Source organism: Sporolactobacillus sp. CQH2019 (assembly GCF_028765345.1).
In the GTDB taxonomy this organism is placed as follows: Bacteria; Bacillota; Bacilli; order Bacillales; family Sporolactobacillaceae; genus Sporolactobacillus.
In genome coordinates, this window is record NZ_JARAJZ010000008.1 from 1 (window position 1) to 15,492 (window position 15,492).

The 15,492-nt window shown below is 38.4% G+C and carries 15 protein-coding genes, 14 tRNA genes and 1 rRNA gene; all 30 read left to right on the top strand.

The genetic code is table 11. The features are described from left to right. Positions 1-5: 5 nt before the first annotated feature. Positions 6-122, top strand: a 5S ribosomal RNA gene (rrf, locus tag OYT88_RS12195). Between the two features lie 118 nt (positions 123-240). Then, a tRNA-Ser gene (locus tag OYT88_RS12200) sits at positions 241-332 on the top strand. Positions 333-369: 37 nt separating this feature from the next. After that, positions 370-444 (top strand) — tRNA-Glu (locus OYT88_RS12205). Positions 445-513: 69 nt separating this feature from the next. After that, positions 514-589: transfer RNA gene (locus OYT88_RS12210), tRNA-Val, on the top strand. A gap of 21 nt (positions 590-610) precedes the next feature. Continuing rightward, positions 611-687, top strand: a tRNA-Met gene (locus OYT88_RS12215). A gap of 2 nt (positions 688-689) precedes the next feature. Then, positions 690-765 (top strand) — tRNA-Asp (locus tag OYT88_RS12220). 194 nt (positions 766-959) lie between these two features. Next, positions 960-1,035 (top strand) — tRNA-Phe (locus tag OYT88_RS12225). Between the two features lie 9 nt (positions 1,036-1,044). Continuing rightward, a tRNA-Thr gene (locus OYT88_RS12230) sits at positions 1,045-1,120 on the top strand. 39 nt (positions 1,121-1,159) lie between these two features. Beyond that, positions 1,160-1,241, top strand: a tRNA-Tyr gene (locus tag OYT88_RS12235). A gap of 11 nt (positions 1,242-1,252) precedes the next feature. After that, positions 1,253-1,323 (top strand) — tRNA-Trp (locus tag OYT88_RS12240). 17 nt (positions 1,324-1,340) lie between these two features. Next, a tRNA-His gene (locus tag OYT88_RS12245) sits at positions 1,341-1,416 on the top strand. 6 nt (positions 1,417-1,422) lie between these two features. Then, positions 1,423-1,494, top strand: a tRNA-Gln gene (locus OYT88_RS12250). Between the two features lie 7 nt (positions 1,495-1,501). Beyond that, positions 1,502-1,576: transfer RNA gene (locus OYT88_RS12255), tRNA-Gly, on the top strand. A gap of 9 nt (positions 1,577-1,585) precedes the next feature. Further along, positions 1,586-1,659: transfer RNA gene (locus OYT88_RS12260), tRNA-Cys, on the top strand. A 25-nt stretch (positions 1,660-1,684) separates the two neighbouring features. Then, a tRNA-Leu gene (locus tag OYT88_RS12265) sits at positions 1,685-1,766 on the top strand. A 165-nt stretch (positions 1,767-1,931) separates the two neighbouring features. Beyond that, the gene (locus tag OYT88_RS12270) at positions 1,932-2,918 is read left to right on the top strand and encodes a tyrosine-type recombinase/integrase (RefSeq protein WP_274400373.1); all 987 of its coding nucleotides are present in this window, start codon (positions 1,932-1,934) and stop codon (positions 2,916-2,918) included. A gap of 211 nt (positions 2,919-3,129) precedes the next feature. After that, positions 3,130-3,522, top strand: a complete 393-nt coding sequence (locus tag OYT88_RS12275) for an SHOCT domain-containing protein (RefSeq protein ID WP_274400374.1) — start codon at positions 3,130-3,132, stop codon at positions 3,520-3,522. An 18-nt stretch (positions 3,523-3,540) separates the two neighbouring features. Further along, positions 3,541-3,747 (top strand): hypothetical protein, encoded by a 207-nt coding sequence (locus OYT88_RS12280; RefSeq protein ID WP_274400375.1) that lies wholly within the window; start codon positions 3,541-3,543, stop codon positions 3,745-3,747. A gap of 167 nt (positions 3,748-3,914) precedes the next feature. Next, positions 3,915-4,760: a hypothetical protein gene (locus OYT88_RS12285; protein ID WP_274400377.1), complete on the top strand. Its 846-nt coding sequence runs from the start codon at positions 3,915-3,917 to the stop codon at positions 4,758-4,760. A gap of 232 nt (positions 4,761-4,992) precedes the next feature. Further along, the gene (locus tag OYT88_RS12290) at positions 4,993-6,978 is read left to right on the top strand and encodes a hypothetical protein (protein WP_274400378.1); all 1,986 of its coding nucleotides are present in this window, start codon (positions 4,993-4,995) and stop codon (positions 6,976-6,978) included. Between the two features lie 692 nt (positions 6,979-7,670). Further along, positions 7,671-8,306, top strand: coding sequence for a hypothetical protein (locus OYT88_RS12295; RefSeq protein ID WP_274400379.1), 636 nt, complete (start codon positions 7,671-7,673; stop codon positions 8,304-8,306). Positions 8,307-8,350: 44 nt separating this feature from the next. Next, positions 8,351-9,280, top strand: coding sequence for a phage antirepressor KilAC domain-containing protein (locus tag OYT88_RS12300; RefSeq protein WP_274400381.1), 930 nt, complete (start codon positions 8,351-8,353; stop codon positions 9,278-9,280). An 88-nt stretch (positions 9,281-9,368) separates the two neighbouring features. Further along, the gene (locus OYT88_RS12305; RefSeq protein WP_274400383.1) at positions 9,369-9,977 is read left to right on the top strand and encodes a hypothetical protein; all 609 of its coding nucleotides are present in this window, start codon (positions 9,369-9,371) and stop codon (positions 9,975-9,977) included. Between the two features lie 75 nt (positions 9,978-10,052). After that, positions 10,053-10,196: a hypothetical protein gene (locus OYT88_RS12310; RefSeq protein WP_274400384.1), complete on the top strand. Its 144-nt coding sequence runs from the start codon at positions 10,053-10,055 to the stop codon at positions 10,194-10,196. A gap of 31 nt (positions 10,197-10,227) precedes the next feature. Then, positions 10,228-11,118: a hypothetical protein gene (locus tag OYT88_RS12315; RefSeq protein ID WP_274400385.1), complete on the top strand. Its 891-nt coding sequence runs from the start codon at positions 10,228-10,230 to the stop codon at positions 11,116-11,118. Continuing rightward, positions 11,078-11,497: an HNH endonuclease gene (locus OYT88_RS12320; RefSeq protein ID WP_274400386.1), complete on the top strand. Its 420-nt coding sequence runs from the start codon at positions 11,078-11,080 to the stop codon at positions 11,495-11,497. The genes OYT88_RS12315 and OYT88_RS12320 overlap by 41 nt, the downstream gene beginning before the upstream one ends. Continuing rightward, positions 11,487-11,768, top strand: a complete 282-nt coding sequence (locus OYT88_RS12325) for a hypothetical protein (RefSeq protein WP_274400388.1) — start codon at positions 11,487-11,489, stop codon at positions 11,766-11,768. The genes OYT88_RS12320 and OYT88_RS12325 overlap by 11 nt, the downstream gene beginning before the upstream one ends. Before the next feature lie 730 nt (positions 11,769-12,498). Next, on the top strand, positions 12,499-13,206 hold the full coding sequence (locus tag OYT88_RS12330) for a DNA-methyltransferase (RefSeq protein ID WP_274400680.1): 708 nt from the start codon (positions 12,499-12,501) through the stop codon (positions 13,204-13,206). Further along, positions 13,191-13,679: a phage terminase small subunit P27 family gene (locus OYT88_RS12335; RefSeq protein WP_274400389.1), complete on the top strand. Its 489-nt coding sequence runs from the start codon at positions 13,191-13,193 to the stop codon at positions 13,677-13,679. Before OYT88_RS12330 ends, OYT88_RS12335 begins: the two co-directional genes overlap by 16 nt. A 172-nt stretch (positions 13,680-13,851) precedes the next feature. Continuing rightward, complete coding sequence (locus OYT88_RS12340) at positions 13,852-15,417, top strand: terminase large subunit (protein ID WP_274400681.1); 1,566 nt, start codon at positions 13,852-13,854, stop codon at positions 15,415-15,417. Positions 15,418-15,492 lie beyond the last annotated feature (75 nt).

Sequence of the window (15,492 nt, forward strand, 5' to 3'; positions counted from 1 at the left end):
GCACGTCTGGCGGTCAGAGCGAAGAGGATCCACCCGTTCCCATCCCGAACACGGTCGTTAAGCTCTTCGGCGCCGATGGTAGTGGGGGGCTGTCCCCCCGTGAGAGTAGGTCGCTGCCAGGCAATATTTAATTGATATTGAAATAAATTACTGGGCTTCAATGCAATGTATGAACCGATCAGTCAGCAGCGGCTTTTATTGTTGCGGCATGCTCGCGGAGTTTTTGCTGAGAAGCTTGCTGGAGAGCTGTCCGAGAGGCCGAAGGAGCACGATTGGAAATCGTGTAGACGGTTAAGGCCGTCTCGAGGGTTCGAATCCCTCGCTCTCCGCCATTATTTTTAATAAATAATGTTTTCATTTTTATTCAATGGCCCGTTCGTCAAGTGGTTAAGACACCACCCTTTCACGGTGGGTTCGTGGGTTCGAATCCCGCACGGGTCACCAAATTTTTCTTGATTTTTTGTTTTTCATATAATAAAATATAATGGTGTTTCTAAACAACACTGTTGTTATGGAGGATTAGCTCAGCTGGGAGAGCGTCTGCCTTACAAGCAGAGGGTCATAGGTTCGAACCCTATATCCTCCACCAATTCTTGGTTTTTATTGTTGTCGCGGGGTGGAGCAGTCCGGTAGCTCGTCGGGCTCATAACCCGAAGGCCGCAGGTTCAAATCCTGCCCCCGCAACCAATGGATCCGTGGTGTAGTGGTTAACATGCCTGCCTGTCACGCAGGAGATCGGCGGTTCAAGTCCGCTCGGATCCGCCATTTATTTTTTATTTAATATGTTTGATATCTAATACTTGAAAATGAAAAGGCTGTTTTATTTATATGTGCTAAGGACATATGGGATGANTATTTTTTATTTAATATGTTTGATATCTAATACTTGAAAATGAAAAGGCTGTTTTATTTATATGTGCTAAGGACATATGGGATGATTGTCAATCAATTTGTTTTATGGCTCGATAGCTCAGTCGGTAGAGCAGAGGACTGAAAATCCTTGTGTCGGTGGTTCGATTCCGCCCCGAGCCACCATTATAGTGTGCCGGTCTAGCTCAATTGGTAGAGCAACTGACTTGTAATCAGTAGGTTGGGGGTTCAAGTCCTCTGACCGGCACCATTTTTCTATGCTGTTATTTATCCTTGACATATAAAATATGGAGGGATAGCGAAGAGGCTAAACGCGACGGACTGTAAATCCGTTCCCTATGGGTTCGAAGGTTCGAATCCTTCTCCCTCCATTACATAATGTAGGGGTATAGTTTAAAGGTAGAACAGAGGTCTCCAAAACCTCTAGTGTGGGTTCAATTCCTACTACCCCTGTTTGCTTTTTTGTTATGGCGGTTATGGTGAAGTGGTTAACACACCGGATTGTGGTTCCGGCATGCGTGGGTTCGATCCCCACTAACCGCCCCATAAAATTGGCCCATAGCCAAGCGGTAAGGCAACGGTTTTTGGTGCCGTCATGCGCTGGTTCGAATCCAGCTGGGCCAGTAATAATGCGGAAGTAGTTCAGTGGTAGAACATCACCTTGCCATGGTGGGGGTCGCGGGTTCGAATCCCGTCTTCCGCTCCAATCATATAAGGCGGCATAGCCAAGCGGTAAGGCACGGGTCTGCAAAACCCTTATCCCCGGTTCGATTCCGGGTGTCGCCTCCATTTTATTTTTTTGACTTTTTTCTGTGCCGGTGTGGCGGAATTGGCAGACGCGCACGACTCAAAATCGTGTTCCGCAAGGAGTGTCGGTTCGACCCCGACCACCGGTATTACTTTTCCCTTTAATAACAAGGTTTCCTGATTGTTCAGGAAGCCTTTTTTATTATTTATGGAAACAATCTTTCGGGATAAGGTCGTCTTCAAGTATATAGCCTCTAAATAAAAAGTCGTGCGCGTCTACCAATTCTGCCACACCGACAAAGGGGTGAATATCTTTGACGAAACGTAAGAATGTTTTATCGGAACAAGAAATGCAGGTTGTTTCCTCTGCTACTCAGGAACCGGATATTATCAGCTTCCAGCAAGCCCTACATTTATTCCTCATGGATTGTGAGATCCGTAACCTCAGACCCTTTACAGTAGACTATTACCGCAGAGAAATTTCTTATCTGTACAGGGCTCTTCGTGAACAGAAACTTGAAACCTCACCCAGTTTAATTACCCGAGATATGATTCGTGAAAATTTTATCCTCCCTATGAAGAAAAAAGGTCTGAAAATCACTACGATTAATGACCGGCTCCGAGCGGTCCGGGCCTTCTTCAACTTTCTGTATGCCGACAAGAAAATTAAATTTAATCCTTATGACGGGATCAGGCTCTTGAAGAACAGGCAGGAAGTCATTCAATCTTTTACCGACTCTCAAATTAACGCTTTAATGCGTCAGCCTGACCTATCTATGTTTTCGGGCTTAAGGGACTATACCTTTATGATGCTGCTCCTAGATACCGGAATCAGGCTTTCCGAGCTGTACGGAACGGACGTAACAGACATCTTATGGACGGATAAACGCCTGCATGTCAGAAATACAAAAGGGTTCAGGGAACGGCTTATTCCCATTACAGACCGCATGATTAAGCAGCTTAAAGTTTATATCCGTATTCGGGGAGACGTGACCGGAGAAAATGCGCTGTTTGTTTCTATGGTCGGAAAACGGATGGCTAGGAGTGATTACCAACATAAAATTACCGAATACGGTAACCAAGCCGGTATAGCGGATCAGGTACGATGCAGCCCGCATACATTCCGGCATACTTTCGCCCGCCTTTCCGTGATGAATGGAGCCGGTATTTTTGATCTTCAGAATATTATGGGACATTCAAATCTTGAGATGGCTAAAACCTATGTACATTTATTTTCGGACGATATACGCAAACATCATGACGAGTTCAGCCCACTGAAAAATATTGAGAAGAGGTTTTGATCACGGATGCTGAACTGAATTCCTTGCCGTACAGTCGCTCGTTGCAGGATAGCCAGATTCTGGACAAAGCCGTAGCCAGCAGCCCGCTGATGAATTTAAAAAGAAAGGACTGACATTCATGTCAAAAAAATTGAAACACGTTGAAAAGTATGTTGAATCCGGAGAACAGATTAAATTTTTATCTCGCGGCGTCTTCAAAGAATGGCTGATTGTGACGGACAAAAAGGCTTACATCGTTAAAAAGGGATTCTGGACAGGAAATATTTTTCAGACAAGCCTATTCAAAATTCAATTGAACCGACTGGATGCGGTTAATGCAACCACCGGAATCTTCTGGGGACATCTTGAACTTGTAACGGCTGGTGTACATGAAAAAGCAAACTGGCCCAACGCTGCTAGAAACTGCATCGTTTTTCACAAGGGGAAAATGAAAATAAATTTCAATCAAGCTATGGAATACATCAACAGTAAAATTTCAAAGCCTGAAGCACCCGGTTTTTCAATGAATCCGGCTGATGAAATTCTCAAGTTTAAAAAGTTACTGGATGAAGGGGCAATTACTCAAGATGAATTTGAGAAACAGAAGGCAAAGCTATTGAAATAAATTTTGAAAGGAAAAATCATGAACGCTGAACCGGACGATTTAAAAAAGATCTATCCGTTTGACGACCGATCCATTTCAATCAATGAACTGGAAGACATGATTGAAAGGGCGGAAATGCTGAACCAGTGCCTGTCTATCGCTCATTCTCTGGCAGCGGACGAGCATTACAGCAAGGATGATGCCGTGAACGATCTATTGAAACTGTTTAAAGAACACTCATTTTAAAATTTCAGACAATGAAAAAGACCACCTACCACAAATAGGTGATCCCGCATGCTCAAATAAATACGGTTATTCCTAAAGTAACCGTAGTCTAACATTCGGAAAAGAATTTGTCAACCTTTAGGCTTATTTGAGTATGCCCAAAAAATTGATTTAAGGGGCGTACAAACATGAAAACACGAACAATCGTCGAACATTCTACATTTAAAAAATTGATGAGCTTCCCGGATCTCTACACGAAAAAGAATGAAAAACAATCCTATAAAAATCAGCTCATGAACATCATTCAAAATTCTTACGGGGATAAGTGGTTTCGTCTGAAGCAGGGAACCCGTGACATGCTTTCGTTTATCGTTTTCCTGAGTGCCGAAAAGGGCTTTGTTTACTCCTCTGCTAACTATCTTGCAGCCGCATATGACATTACCCCTGCAACCGTTAGAACGGCTGTCAGGTATCTAAGAAAACATCAGATTATCTATATTGCCCATCGCCGGTTGGGTCATTTCAACCTTCCCGGAAAGGCCGTTCTTTTCTTCTCTCAGCACCCCTATTTTCAAACCTATTATTCTCCTTACTTTCATACTGGCATCCCTGAAAACGCCGAACAGACGGTGGCAGAAGGCGGTAAAACTGTTTCTACCTATGCATTACCCAAAGAATTATTCAAAGATTCTAGTAAAGATCGTCAGGCTGATCAAATATCTGATTCAATAGGTGAAATTCCTGACTCTATCCCTGAAGGCTTCAGAAGGGCGTATAAGCGCTATTTTCCGATAAGGGTACAATCTATCAACCGGCTTTATAGAATCGCACACAAACAATTCTGGAAGGCCAACATTGAGAAATGTCACTATGAAACCGCTGCGGTTCACGCTTTGGAACAGATGGTGGGTCAGATGAAGATTAAACGGATTAAGAATAAACTCGCGTACTGGACAGCAACGTGCAAAGGAGTAGCCCATGCTGTGTTTGCTGATGAACTAGAGGCTATGGGAGCCGATCTGTCGGCGTATTGATTTAACGGAAGTCCCAGCAGGCCACCAGTCAGTTTGAAAGACTTGTTAAATTTATTCATAGGTTAGGTCCTTTTCAGCCCTAAGCTCTTTCTTAAATTTTCAACACAGAGAACAGTCTCGGTCTTCTCTTTATATATGTAAGCTCAAAAAAAAGAGAGGATAAAACAACGATCAACCGATCCGGATATTCTCTTATGTCATTAAAAATTTCAAGCAGGAAAGAAGTTTTGTTTTGGCTTTAGCAGAAAAAGACCTTTATTCAAGCGTTAACGTTTATTTATCACCTGAACACCGGAGGACGAAACCCAATGCTAACGAAACAGGGAAAATCTCCAAACAAATCATTCGCCATCCCGTCACGTTGTCAATGGATGAACTGGCCTTTCAGATAGGCGAATGCGGAAAAACTGTTGTTCCCTGTACACTGACTCATTCACATCGGGAACAGGCTAACTTTGAATCCACTCAGCTACTGATGATTGACATCGACAACGGACACAAGGTCAACGGAAAGAAAATTCAATTCACAGGAGATCGCTATCTACCTTTATCAAAAGTCCTGGCAGATCCCTTCACACAAACTTATGCTGCCTTCATCTATGAAACTTTCTCTTCAACTGAACACTGGAACCGTTATCGGATTATCTTTCACTTAGACAAAACGATTACAGATTTAAACGAATTTCAAACCATCTGTGAAAAACTTACTCAATACTATCATGCCGATACAGTGACACAAGATCCGACTCGCTTATTCTTCGGTGGTAAACACGTCCATGTCATTAACTTCGGGAACTTCCTAAACGTTAAAAATAACAGTTGGTTACCCATATTTCAGTATTATATGGGATTAGGGTTGCCAACAGTCATGACAAATGTTCAAAGAATCCCATTACATCAAGGAAAACAGGACATTTTAAACAGTAAAAACCCGTTTAACAGTTATCCTGAAACACTTCAAAATGAACAAGTTAGAATCAACAGTGCTGACCGAAAGGGAAGCCAGGGCGAAGCCCTAAAACCATTCGTTTCGAATGTGACCGACTTAATCCGGTTTCATAAATGGGATGAATTAAAGAAAGCATGGAAGGATTTGAATTTACCTGAAAGCTGTACGGAAGAAAGTTTTAGCCAGTCCTTCGTGCATTTAAGTATGAGAAAGTTGTACGGGCTTCCGTTAAATCAAAGGTTTTTTATAGATATCTTTCATGAAGAAAGCCATCCAAGCGCCAATGTTTATGTAGATGAAGGAATTTACAAATATCACTGCTTTTCCGAAAGCTGTTTCTTTACAGGTAACAATATGGAAGTGTTCGCTAAACTGTCCGGATTGACGCTTGGTGAATCGCTGGAGAAACTTTCATGGTTAACGGGTTCCCGAATAACGGATGGTTTTAAGGATCAGATACAGGCTGTTCAGAGGCTTCTGAGGACAATGAACGGAAAGCGATTCAAGGAAGAATATCCTGATAGTTATCATTATTTTAATCCGATTCTAACGGATATAAACCGTATCTTTGAACTGTTTGAAAAGCACGGATCCAGTGTTTGGATGAAAGAAAATAAAATAAGTCATCTGTTTTTCATGAGCAGCCGAACTCTAGCTGCCGATTTATACGGAGATGCAAATAAGCATAAACGGGCGAGCAGCCTTTTGGTTCTGCTTTCCTATGTAGGACTGATCAGGCAATTAAACGATCGGCATATCCCTGGATGGCTGTTAAGTAGAATGCAGGCCAAACAGTATGCCCGTCATGCAAACTGCTATGAGCTGTGCCGGATTGATGATCGGACATTGGATAGGATCGAGGCTAAATGTCAAAAACTTCGGGATCATGGAATCTGTAGAACGGCTATAACCAAAGAAGCGCTCTTTCATATGGACGGTTTACTGCCTTCCAGTCAGGTATTTATTCAGCGCAAAGATGTTGCAAGAACTGTTTCCTTAAAGTCGAAGGGCTATCTGGCAGCCATCCAAATATTGATTGATCAGAACTTAGATGAGTTTCATGTGGCTATTGAACGGACTGTTACGGATCAGCTGATGAAAGAAAAGGCATGTACCCAGTCGCAGGCTAGCAGGGAAATGAAGCAGGCTAGGCCATATTTAATTAAGCGTGGCTACAAGCGGGTTCGCCTGACTAAGAAATTAAAAGTAGAATTGGGCGTCCAAGATTACTTTAAAGACCGTGCCACGCCTGTTATCTATATTAAATGAAGGTGTGTACATTGTATCCGGGGTCCATTTGTTACTGACATATTGTCAGTCGCAAAGACCGGTCGTGGTTGTAGTTATTTCCTGCATCTTTGAAGGGGGATAGGCAGTGCCGACATCCATAAAGGGGGGGGGTAGAATTTTCGCACCTCCTTATAGCAAGATGCCTGCAGTATACGGGTATACAGCAGCTGGGAATAACAATGGGTCCGGACTAAAGACAGTACCCTTCAGAACGTGCGTAGCTGCTGATTCACTATAATTTTTTATTTTATCAATAATAAATAACCTATCAATTTATTTAGAACAAATATTATATAAAAAATGGGCAATAAATATATTGCAAGGTAAATTATCTATTATAATACCTATTGTAATAGGATTTTTAATAGTTGAAACGTTTTCTGAAGTGGCCTATAATGGCTTTTGGAATTGATAGAAAGATTGAATAGATGATAAATGGAAGAGAGTGTTAGTTAAAAAAATGATTCAGATTTTCAACACAGAGAACAGTCTCGGTCTTCTCTTTATATATGTAAGCTCAAAAAAAGGAGGAAATAACGGATGAATGAAACAGCGGTAACATCAGATCGTTATCTGTTAAACGGATAGCAAAAATATAAAATAATCGCTTGTTAATTCCTACATTGTTTATTGGTTCCAAAAAATAAAAAAGGTGAAAGGAAGCTGTTAAATTGGAATTTACATTTATGAATTTGCAGAAAGCAGAAGAAAGATTATTGAGTGATTTTGAAAAAAGACAAGGTGAAGATACAGATGAATTCTATGCTGACTTTGCTCGTCGAACGGTGCTATTTGAAGTAAAGAAACACAGCACAACCGATTATGAAGATTATGCTGAAGTGCTTTATGACGATCCTAATGATTTGGTACACGCAGATGGAGATATAATAAACGAACTTTCCGTTTTTACACCCAAAGAATTCATGAATTTATTTCCTGTGACCAAGAAGTTTAACGGATCGAAGTTTTGCATTCGTGATTATTTTTCAACGATGGAGTATGTTAAATCCCTTCCGCAGGATAAACCAATATCGTCAGAACATATTGATGAATTTTTAATGAAATATGAAAATCCTGACATTGATAATTTTATGGTGGATGCCATGATGGCTCTTTCTGATTCTTTAAGGAAGAAAACTGGACAAGGACTTATCGAGCAATGGGCTGAAAAAGAAGGAAAGGAATTGAAACCTATTGAGATTCATGAGGGCGTCAATGGTCAGAAGTTTATGATTGATGAAAACGGCCGTTCAGTCCCCGTGAAGGAATATAAGAGAAGGCCAAAATATATAAGGCTAGTCAAATAAGGTAAGAAAAGATAAGAGAAAAAAATAAAAAGGGTGAAATAAAAATGAAAAACGATTTAGTAATTAGTGGAACTTCCACAGTAGCAGGAGTTGAAATTCCGAATATTATCGGTGGATTCGGTGAAGATAAAAAGTCGATGCTGGCAAAACAGATTGCTGAGATTCATGGAAAAACGCTAAAACAAACAAATCAAACTATTAACATGAACAGGAAAAGATTTAAAAATGGTGTTGATGTTATTGACTTAAAGAACGGTCAATTTGATTTACCGTTTGAAAAGTTAGGCTTTACTAAGAGAGATGTTGCAATAAGCAAAAATATCTATCTGCTTTCTGAGCGAGGATATGCTAAACTGATTAAAATTTTTGGTGATGATAAGTCATGGGAATTGTACGATCAATTGCTTGATGGATATTTTGAATTACGCGAAGAGCATAAAAAGTTTCCTGTTCCTCAGACGTTTTCCGAAGCTCTGAGATTAGCAGCCGATCAGAATGATGTAATAGAAAATCAGAAATTATTGTTAACCATAAAAAATAAACAGATTGAATCTGAAAGAACAAAAAAGAGGGTTGAACATGTCATGCGCAGGAAGGCTGAAAAAGAAGAAAAAGAACTCGAATTGCAAATACCCGAATTAAAGATTATGGAAGAAATGCGTATGCAGAAAGATGAAATTTCTGTGAAAGAGTTAGCTGATTTACTGACTTCGACATTTGAAGACTTCGACATTAACCAGAACAACCTGTTCCGTTTATTAAGAGACGGCCATTATCTGTTGAAGAGAGGCCAGAATCACAATAAACCTTCCAGAAAATCTATGAAGTTAGGCTTAATGACTTATCGAATGAAGAAATTTGAAAGACGGGATGGACGTACAGGGACATCATTTACTCCGGCCATTACCGGAAAAGGTCAAATTTACTTTTTAAATAAAGTCAGTCAAGATCTTAAGGAAATTGAAGAAGGATGACCTGATTCCGTGGTCCGTTAAACGGGCCGTTACATATATATACTCCTGAATATAAAAAAATATCTTTTAATATAAAGAGGGTATTAATATGAATGAAGATGAATTTAATAATCTTTATGCTAAATATAAGCATTATATTTTTTGGTGTGCAAGGCGTTATTACAATTTTTCCTGCAGCTGCATGACGAATGACTATGCTATTACTTTCGATGATTTGAATCAGATCGGAATGGACGTTTTGTTCGACTGTTATCGCCGTTATTTTTTCAAGGATGACGAAAAGGGATTTGATGTCGTCTTTAAAAAGTCGCTACACCGGGTTCTTCATCGAAAGTCTATTCGATTATCCGGGCATCGTAAGATGGACCATCACAACAATGAAATTCACCCTGACATTATTGTAAATGATGAAGGTTCAGAAAATCTATGGAATGAAATTCCGGATAATAATTTTTCTGATGATGTAGAGAAATTGTCTCTGGATAATATAGAAATGCATAAAATCATTCATTCAATTGATAGTCAATTAGGAAACCAGAAAGAAAAGGAAATTTTTCATTTGTTAATTCAATCTATCTCACATCACGACGGCATGAAAAAATATGCTTATGTGGATTCGAAATACACGAAACAACAGGTCGATTATGTAAGTAAAAAAATTAAGGAAAATTTTAAAAATAAATTTGTTTATTCATAAAATAAAAATCAATAGGACGGATATTGTTAACTGTTACTGTTTTTAAGCAAGAATTATTGAAGGAAGAATGAACATATGAATAATGATAATGAAAACTTAATAGAAAAACTTGAAACAGATATAAGAGAATTAAAGACAGACATTGAAAAAGATAAAAAAGATCTTAAAGAATTGAATTATAAATGTGAACACCAGCCGGATATTAGCGGCCAATCCTAATAGCGGGCTGCATTTTAAGGATTTGATGAAGTTGAATTTTGAAGACATTTATAGAGAAATCATGAATCTGGGTATATGGAAGCTGCTCGTTAAAAAACTATGCTTTATTCGTAACATAAGCTATTCTGACGCGGAAGGCACGATGTCACCCTTTTTATTTAAGTTAGTAACCAAATATCAGAAGAAATCATGCTGCACCCTTGATCAATTAAAAAATATTATTGTTAATAAAAACAATAGCAATCATCGAAATTTCATCAATTATACAGTTTATAATTCATATAATTCTGCGCTGCGTGAAATAGCATTCATTGATGACCATTGTTTAAATAAACACGGTTACAATTACAAACTTCAAACCGTTAAATTCGATGAAGAATATATGACGCAGCCAGACAATCATTATTTGAATGTAGACTATGAATACGTTTCTGATTTTTGTTTTAAAACACTTCGAAAAAATACAGCTACTTTTGCCATGTTTCTGCTTCTTAACGGTGAACAGGAAACAAAGAAATTTTATGGTTATTCAACCCGTCAATTGAATCAGCGAATTAAAAATATCGGCAAGATCATGAATGAAAAAAGAAAGCATGTCGATGTCCGGGTTTTTTCCGTTCAATACAAGAAAAAACTTGAAAATTATCTGTTATTGAAGAAACTGATTCATTATCTTGAGTCTGACCCTGATTACACAGATTCCAGATTTTCGGATTTGATTATGAGTCATTTGGACAATGATTTGATTAATAACATGGCTTCCGATGCTTATACTCGTGTTCGCTATCAATTAGAAAACTTCGGGCATAACGGAAAGCCTGATTATTTATTTGTCAATTCATTATACGAAGAATATGAACATTTAAAGAAGATTTTAGCGCATGAAACAGATGAAAGTTTGTGCCTGGAGCACGTGTCATAAATTAATCCCCATCGATCAGCGTTATTGTTCGAAACATCAAAAACCCGCTGAATTAAAGGCACAGAAGCGTAGAGGTGGGTATGAAAAAAAATATAATAAAACACGTTATGAGAAGAATCCGCTGACGGCCAACTATCACATTGCTGCGTGGAAGAAAACCCGATTGGCTGTTTTAATCAGAGATCATTACTTATGCCAGCAATGTTTGAAGAACGGCTATGTTAAACCGGCCAAACATGTCGATCATATCATTCCGGCTGTCGAGCGTCCGGATCTATTCTGGAATATGGATAACCTGCAAAGTTTATGTCCTGGATGTCATTCACTGAAAACCGTAGAAGAACAAAAGAAAAGGAAGCGTGAAAATAATGGAAGATAAAATAATGATATTCATTTATTTTACGGACGGAATATCCATTGATCGTCAGTATACAGAAGAAGAATTATCAGATCTCTATGAGCAGTTAACAACTTACGGTCTATATATTTCAGCGTATGGACAGATCCACAAAGTGGATAATATTCTGATACCTGATGAAAATGTAAGGCTTGAAACATTAGCGGAATACTTTAAAAATAAGCCGACTAAAAAACAGCTGGTTAAAAAATTGACGGCAAGAAAAACAAGGGCAACAAAAAGCAAGGCATAAGTTTTATATAAGCGGCAATGAAATTTTATCGGTTAATATTTGAATGATAATAAAATCAGATGATTTGTTCAAAACATGATTAAGTTTAATTGTTTAGTCAAACAGATTAGATTTAATAGATTGATGAATGTATTTACTATTGTCTGTTTATATACAGTTAAATAGGATTGTGATAAGCACATTCATTAATCATTGTTCTTTATATGAGTTTTGTTTATTGATTTGTTTGATTGTTATTAATGAAAAGGAAGAACTGAATGATACAAATGCAAACAGCAGAATATGATAGCAGTGAGACACATTAATATATCGTTGATAATAACAATAACTTAATTAATGTGAATGATTGTTTAATAAAGAACGTTACATTATCATATCAAAATGAAAAACAAAATGAAATTTGAAAATCTAAATTCCAAATTCTGAAAATCTGAAAATAAAATTTCTAAAATTTTAAAAATAATTTATGAACCACCTCCAATGTGACGGTGGTTGAAATTTTGATGTTTCCGCTATAAATATAGTGAATGAAGTTTTGTTAAAAAAAATAGAAAAAGTTGCAGAAAACCTAAAAAAACAGCGATATTTGTTTATTTTTTTACCCCCGCCTTATTTTCTATTTCTGGGGAACGTGTAGCCGGGAGGTAACTGTTGAGTTTTTTCTGTTTTCTAAGTGTTTTTTACAATTTATGGGTGACATACAGTGTTTGAACGAAACAAAATTTATAATATGGACTGTTTACGCGGAATGCCAATGATAGATGATCATTCCGTTGATATGATTTTATCGGATTTACCCTATGGCATAACTGGCTGCCGCTGGGATACAGTTATTCCTTTTGATAAACTGTGGAGTCAGTATAATCGGCTAATTAAACCCGATGGAGCCATTGTTTTGACGGCTTCCCAACCATTTACGACCGAGCTTATTTACTCAAATAAAAGAATGTTCCGTTATACATGGGTTTGGGAAAAAGATCAGGGCGTCAATTTTTTAAATGCAAAGAAACAGCCGTTAAAAGTGCATGAGGATGTCTGTGTTTTTTATAAACATCTTCCTGTTTATAATCCGCAGATGACTGTGGGAAAGCCTTATATTAGTAGCGGAAAAGGAACCAGCGGAGAAGTCACCGGGAAAGTTCCAAAGATAAAAAAATTAAATAATGGCACGCGATACCCAAGATCTATTATCAGGTTTAACAAAGAACGAGGACTGCATCCGACACAGAAGCCGGTAAAACTGTTTGAATATTTGATAAAGACTTATACGAATCCAGGAGACTTAGTCTTGGATAGCTGTATAGGTTCAGGAACAACAGCTATAGCGGCTATCAATACAAAACGTAACTTTATTGGTTTTGAACTCGATGAACATTATTTTGATGTGGCTAATAAGCGAATTAAAGAAAGACGTGAATTAGAATGCCAGCAAGTTTAGGAAGCAACAATGGAGGTGGGCGAAGACTTAAGCCATTAGAACGGGTAAAAAGCCATATCGGAACTGAAGAACGGGAAGCCCGAGAAAAAGCAGAGGACGAGTTACAAAAACTGAACGATTTACCTGAAAAACCGCCTGTTTATCTTCCGATTTATGGGAAAAAACTATGGAAATTGATTGTTCCGCAGCTTAAAACGTTGAAGTCTATTAAACAGCTCGATCAGACAACGCTGGAACAAATGTGCGAATTTTACGATTGTTGGATAAGAGCCGCTAAAGAGATTAAAAAGAATGGAATTACAACAGGAAATAGAAAAAATCCGGCTTATGCCGTTCTTTCTGATTCCGGCCAGCAAATGCGGAAATCCGCAGCCCTGATTGGGCTAACTTTTGACAGTCGTATGCGGTTAATGCTTCCGGATCATTCCGACGAAGATGAAGATCCGTTCAAGAAGATGATGGAAGATGGTTGACACTGCTACAGGATATGCTCAGGATGTTGTTAGCGGGGAACTTCTGGCTTGTAAAAAAATAAGACTCGCTTGCAAACGGCATTTAAACGATTTGAAAAAAGCAGAAGGTAAAAATTACCCGTTTTATTATTCGATGAAGCAAGCACAGAAAATAAATGAGTTTGTTTCCATGATGCCGGACGTGAATACAGGGAAGATTTTAAAGCCCGCACCCTTCCAGGTGTTCATCCTGTCCATGCTTTTTGGCTGGCGGACTAGAAAAGGCGATCATGTACGATTCAATAAAGCCTTAATTTCCATGGCGAGAACCAACAGTAAAACTGCCCTTGCTAGTTATATTTGTGTATACGAACTCCTTTTTGGTGAACCAAAATACAACAAACAGATTGTTATTGTTGCTAAGGCAATGAAACAGGCCAGTATTTCCTTCCGATATTCTCAGACGATTTTAAACAAGCTGAGGGCCAAGAGTTCATTTTTAAAGAAAAAAATTGATGTTTTATCGACTGAAATTAGAGACAGCAATAACAACTGGATTAAAGCCTATGCTTCTGAAGCCAGTACACTGGACGGTATTCATGCTTCTGTTGCGGTCGTTGATGAACTGCACGAAATGAAAGACCGAAGTGTTATTAATTCGCTTCAATCCGGAATGATCCAGAATCCGGACGCCCAATTAATCTCTATTTCAACAGCAGGGTTTCATACAAACTACCCGATGTATGAAGATTATACTCTGTTTTCTGAAATGCTTGAAAAAGATAATCCGGCACTGGATCGTATTTTATTCCTCTGTTGGGAACAGGACGATGAAAAAGAGATCAGCTATCCCGAAACCTGGATAAAAAGTAACCCGCTAATGTGTATGCCCCAAAAGAAGGAAATATTGACAGAAAGAATCGAACAGGATCGGGATATAGCCCTGAAGCAGGGCACCATTAATTCTGTCTTTGTTAAAAATATGAATATATGGAGAAGTAAAGAAGAATCCGGAAGCTACCTGAACATTGATGAGTGGAATGACACTCTGGAAACAGACTTTGATGTAACAGGCCGATCCGTTTATATTGGCGTTGACCTGTCTAAATCCAATGACAGCACGGCTTTAGCTTTTGTTTTTCCCTTTAAAAATGAAGGCAATCTCTGCTGGTATATTGACTCACATTCCTTCATCGCTACTCGCGGGGGAATTGAAGCAAGGGAAAAAACGGACGAAATTCCTTATAGGAAATTGGAAGAGCAAGGGCAGTGTTCCATAAGTCAGCTGTCTTCAGGCATTATTGATATCGACTATGTTTACGAATGGCTTGTAAATTTTATTAACGATCATCAATTGAATGTTATTTCCGTTTGCTATGATAGCTGGAATTTTAATTCCTTTTTAGCCAAAGTCGATAAGCATCAGGACTGGGCCATGATTGCCGTTCGTCAGGGGACCTATTCTTTGAACACACCGACTCGTGAGTTCAGAGAAAAACTAATCAATAAACAGATCGTTCATTCGGATAATAAAATATTACAATCTAATTTTATGAATGCCATTGTTAAAGAAGATAATAATGGAATTAAATTAGATAAGAGTCATAACAATAATAAAATTGACGCAGCGGACGCTGTTATGGATGCTTTTTCACGGGCCATTTATTATTTTGATTCAGACAATGAAGATGACAATGGACTGCCTAACTGGACCAACGAACAATGGAATAATTTCTTTAATAATGAATATTCTTTTTGAACATATCAACCTAAGATTTTTCTTAGATGCTTTTTTATGTATATCATAAATCAACTTTCACCATAATATAAATAT

Coding starts and splice junctions, on each gene's coding strand:
- OYT88_RS12280 (WP_274400375.1), top strand. CDS start 3,541: ATGAACGCTGAACCGGACGATTTAAAAAAGATCTATCCGTTTGACGAC.
- OYT88_RS12285 (WP_274400377.1), top strand. CDS start 3,915: ATGAAAACACGAACAATCGTCGAACATTCTACATTTAAAAAATTGATG.
- OYT88_RS12300 (WP_274400381.1), top strand. CDS start 8,351: ATGAAAAACGATTTAGTAATTAGTGGAACTTCCACAGTAGCAGGAGTT.
- OYT88_RS12305 (WP_274400383.1), top strand. CDS start 9,369: ATGAATGAAGATGAATTTAATAATCTTTATGCTAAATATAAGCATTAT.
- OYT88_RS12310 (WP_274400384.1), top strand. CDS start 10,053: ATGAATAATGATAATGAAAACTTAATAGAAAAACTTGAAACAGATATA.
- OYT88_RS12320 (WP_274400386.1), top strand. CDS start 11,078: ATGAAACAGATGAAAGTTTGTGCCTGGAGCACGTGTCATAAATTAATC.
- OYT88_RS12325 (WP_274400388.1), top strand. CDS start 11,487: ATGGAAGATAAAATAATGATATTCATTTATTTTACGGACGGAATATCC.
- OYT88_RS12330 (WP_274400680.1), top strand. CDS start 12,499: ATGGACTGTTTACGCGGAATGCCAATGATAGATGATCATTCCGTTGAT.
- OYT88_RS12335 (WP_274400389.1), top strand. CDS start 13,191: ATGCCAGCAAGTTTAGGAAGCAACAATGGAGGTGGGCGAAGACTTAAG.
- OYT88_RS12340 (WP_274400681.1), top strand. CDS start 13,852: ATGCCGGACGTGAATACAGGGAAGATTTTAAAGCCCGCACCCTTCCAG.